The sequence below is a fragment of the Staphylococcus sp. EG-SA-2 genome (genome assembly GCF_017152085.1).
The window spans coordinates 1-3624 of the sequence record NZ_JACYHC010000535.1; the positions used below are offsets into that span (position 1 = coordinate 1).

The following is a 3624-nucleotide window of genomic DNA, read 5'->3' on the forward strand; positions in this document are numbered from 1 at the left end:
CAAATTCTTGATCCGATTTTAATATTTCATCGATGCTATAAACATCGCTGTCACTTTTCTTGGCATCTCCCTTTGCAATTTTCCCAGAAGCCCCATAGGTATCTCTACCATGACCACCGCCATTTTTAATTAATATATTTTCCAATTTAACATTCGTTATACCTTTGAATGCTTTATCTATATCTTCTATAAATGGCGTGTCAATAATTTCTTTCATTTTCGAATCTAATTGAGATGCATAATCATATAACTCATTTTGATAATAGCCCATTAATTTAGATCCTTGTGGACCTACTACACTACTTGTTAATGATATTGCGCCATCTTCGTCTAAAGAACTGACATCGCTTACCGCATCATCCATTGTTGTATCTACATCTAAGAAGTCTTGCCCCTCTATTGCATCTATTACACTTTGGATAGATGACTTTTCATTGTCATAATCAGCTGTTAAATATTCAATATCTTTTGTCATGTCATGCACCTATCCCTCAATATTATAGTAAAGCTTGGCAAATTCCGTACCCCAATGTTCATCTGCTTCAAAGAACTTTTGTGCTGAATTCATGACACCACCACCGAGTGTACTCAATGGACCTTTGAGACCACTAATGACTGTTGCAGCACTACTATAGCCGTTTTCCATAGAATGTGAAGCTTTTTCACTACTGTAGTAATTTAATTGCGCAATTTTTCCAAAGTTTTGAGCTATTTCATCATACTTTTGACTAATGCTTTCCAATTCTTTTACAACATGTGCAATCGTTTCAGCTTTAACACTAATTTTTCCACTCAACGTCATTACTCCTCTGCTTTATTAATATGATTTTCATCAGTATTGAATCCAAATAATTCTCGTATAAATGTATTAATGACGCCAATATGAACATTCAGTACTTTATCTTTTAATGGGTATCGAATGAGTAGCAAATCATTTTGTTCATAAATGTTATATAAACTTTGTTGAGGGTCACCTTGATGATTGTATATTTCAATTTCTAAAACACGCCCAATCGTATCGATACTTTCATTATTTAAGTTCTCCAATGTTTCATCGTCAATTTGTTTAAAGTCCCAATCATTGGACTTTTCTTGTCTCATTAATAAAGGATATGATTGTACAATCGACCACCATGCAATGTCTTTATTTATAATTCGTATTTGAAATCCATTATTTTTAAACCGGCTTAACAAAATATATTCATCTTTTTCATAGCTAAATGGTGCAAAATACATATCATTAATTCGAATATTTACAATTGCGCTAATATACTCTCTGACTAATGTAGCCACTTTAAAACCTGCATCAGTTAACTTGTCATTCTCTGTTACTAATTCCTTTTCAATTAAAGCCGCTTTAGCTTCTTCAAAATTTGATGGATCAAACAATTCAAAATTTACGAGAGGTAATTTACTACCACCTAAAATTGTTAATTCTTCGTAAGAAAAATAATCTATTCGCTTAACATCTTTCATCATGGGTTCACCCTATCAAGCCCTTGCTTAATTGATAATGTATCGTATTTCGCTAGATTTTGACTTAAGTTATCAATTGCTTTTTGATGGTCAGCAATCGGTTGTACTAATTCTTCTTGAAACTTTGCCATAATGAGTAACACATCTTTCACCTTATTGGCGAACTGTCCTTCCCAATCACTACCTTCGATATACTCAGCGAGCTGTTGCGTTTGCTTTTGACATGCTTCAATATCTTTAGCTGTTTTTGCCGCTAATTGTTTTGCTTGATCAACCTTGCCACCATCTGCTTTAATACCTTTATATCCACCCATATCTTCACCTCAATATTAATTCATTGCTTTATTAAAATATTCACTTGCCTTTTCTCCAGCAATTTCCTTAGCTTTTTGGAGGGATTCTTTATTTTTATCGATATCTTCACCCAACATTTCAAGCTTTTGTTTCATCAAATTTCTTTTTTCGATATATAACGTATTGGGCGCTTTTCCTTTAACAGTTACACTGTCCTTATTAGCACTAGTTTTTGCAGTTTGTACGTCCTTTGCTGTGCTTTCAATATCATCTAGTGCAAAACTCAAATTAAATTCTAATCGCTTATATTGTTCAGCTTTTCTTAAATATCCAGAACGAACTTCAATTTCATGCGCAATCTCTTCAGCATGCTTTTTAATATCTTTAAATTTCGACTTAACCATTGTTTCAATATCATTAAAATTCATAACATACCTCCCTCCTATTTAATTCATTGCTATTTAAACCATCTAATCTTTTGATAAGCTTGGTTTGCGACCATATATGCTTCATTTTCTTTAATAACAGGTTCTCGTTGAATAAATCTAAATTTAAAGAATTGTTGGTCTGAAATACGAATACCTATACTAAATTGGTTAATCATTTTACGTGCAACATCAATCTGTTTATCATAAGCATCTATTAATTCTTTATGAATACCGACAAATAAAATGTTCAAGCCAAGTTCTGGTCCTTTTGTAATAAGTTTTTTAACATCATCTTCCGGAATATACGTGCAATCAATAAATGTTTTAAAATCATTGATAATGTAAAGTGAATCTTTTTCAAACGGACCGTCCATTTCTCTTTGTTTTAAGTCTTCAATCATTAGTTGATGAATCGCTTTAATGTCTTCTCTTTCTTCGGCAAAGTTAGCCACTTGATGTCTATAAGCTTTAAACTCTCCACTTGAATCTGCGATACAAATCGCATATTTTTCATTTAATATGTCAATTTCTTTCATCATAATTTCAGCAATATGCGCAATTTCTCTCGGATTTTCTGATGAAATCATTGCTGGTTCAGTTAATTTAATTTTTTGTAGTGTAACACCTTCATAATCTAATCCAATTGGTAAAGCACCATTTGCAACTATATCCGGTAAGCTTAATGATTCTCTGTAATCTTCATATTTAATTTCATCTGGCATCATAGGAATATCACTTGGTGTTTCACCTTTATAAAATTCTGTCATCGCCGATACTTCATCATTAATTTGATCATTATATGATTTGGTCTCATCATGTTTAAATGGTTGGCCAATATGGAATGATACGTTGTCATCGCTACTTAACAATGCTCGACCCACTACATCTTTAACCGCAAATTTTTGCTGTCCTACTACGTTCGACACTTCTGATTTATCATATAAAAACATGGCGATACGCGTTTTCATATTAATGTACATTGGTGTTTTCATAGCGTTAGCTCTTGAGGCAGTTAAGGTTACTTGCATGTCTAATGCTAGCCCTTCACGTGTCATTTTAATCATCATATTTTCAAAAACTTCTTGAAAAGGTGAATCTTTTACTGCGTCAAAGTTATCAATAAGAATAAAGACATGCGGAATTGTTTCACCAGTTAATTTTCGATATTCAGAAATACTAGTAACACGATACTGACTTAAAATCTTCTTACGGCGATCGATTTCATCATTAAATATACGTATCGCCTTCGCAATCTTGTCTTCTTGATCTACTGTAAAGTAATCAGCGACATGTGGTATGTCTGTGACTGGCATCAAACCATTGGTACCGAAATCGAACAAGTACATGTGTGCTTGATCAGGACGATGGTGTCTTGCAACATCGAAAATAATGTTGTGTAAGAACGTTGTTCTACCATATCCTGGAC

Annotated in this window: 5 protein-coding genes and 1 pseudogene; all 6 read right to left on the minus strand. The window is 33.1% G+C overall.

The features are described 5' to 3' along the window. A pseudogene (locus IDG60_RS08895) lies at positions 1–475 on the minus strand (DNA/RNA non-specific endonuclease); the annotation flags it as partial. A 9-nt stretch (positions 476–484) separates the two neighbouring features. After that, a complete protein-coding gene (gene esxD / locus IDG60_RS08900) occupies positions 485–802 on the minus strand; it encodes a type VII secretion system extracellular protein EsxD (protein ID WP_000175723.1) in 318 nt (105 codons plus the stop codon). Then, positions 802–1476, minus strand: a complete 675-nt coding sequence (locus tag IDG60_RS08905; RefSeq protein ID WP_000655877.1) for a DUF5081 family protein — start codon at positions 1474–1476, stop codon at positions 802–804. Before IDG60_RS08905 ends, esxD begins: the two co-directional genes overlap by 1 nt. Beyond that, positions 1476–1790, minus strand: a complete 315-nt coding sequence (esxB, locus tag IDG60_RS08910; protein WP_000509667.1) for a WXG100 family type VII secretion effector EsxB — start codon at positions 1788–1790, stop codon at positions 1476–1478. The genes IDG60_RS08905 and esxB overlap by 1 nt, the downstream gene beginning before the upstream one ends. 15 nt (positions 1791–1805) lie before the next feature. Next, complete coding sequence (gene esaC, locus IDG60_RS08915) at positions 1806–2198, minus strand: type VII secretion substrate EsaC (protein WP_001010291.1); 393 nt, start codon at positions 2196–2198, stop codon at positions 1806–1808. 29 nt (positions 2199–2227) lie between these two features. Continuing rightward, a partial coding sequence (locus tag IDG60_RS08920; protein WP_274611439.1) for an FtsK/SpoIIIE domain-containing protein occupies positions 2228–3624 on the minus strand: 1397 nt, incomplete at its 5' end.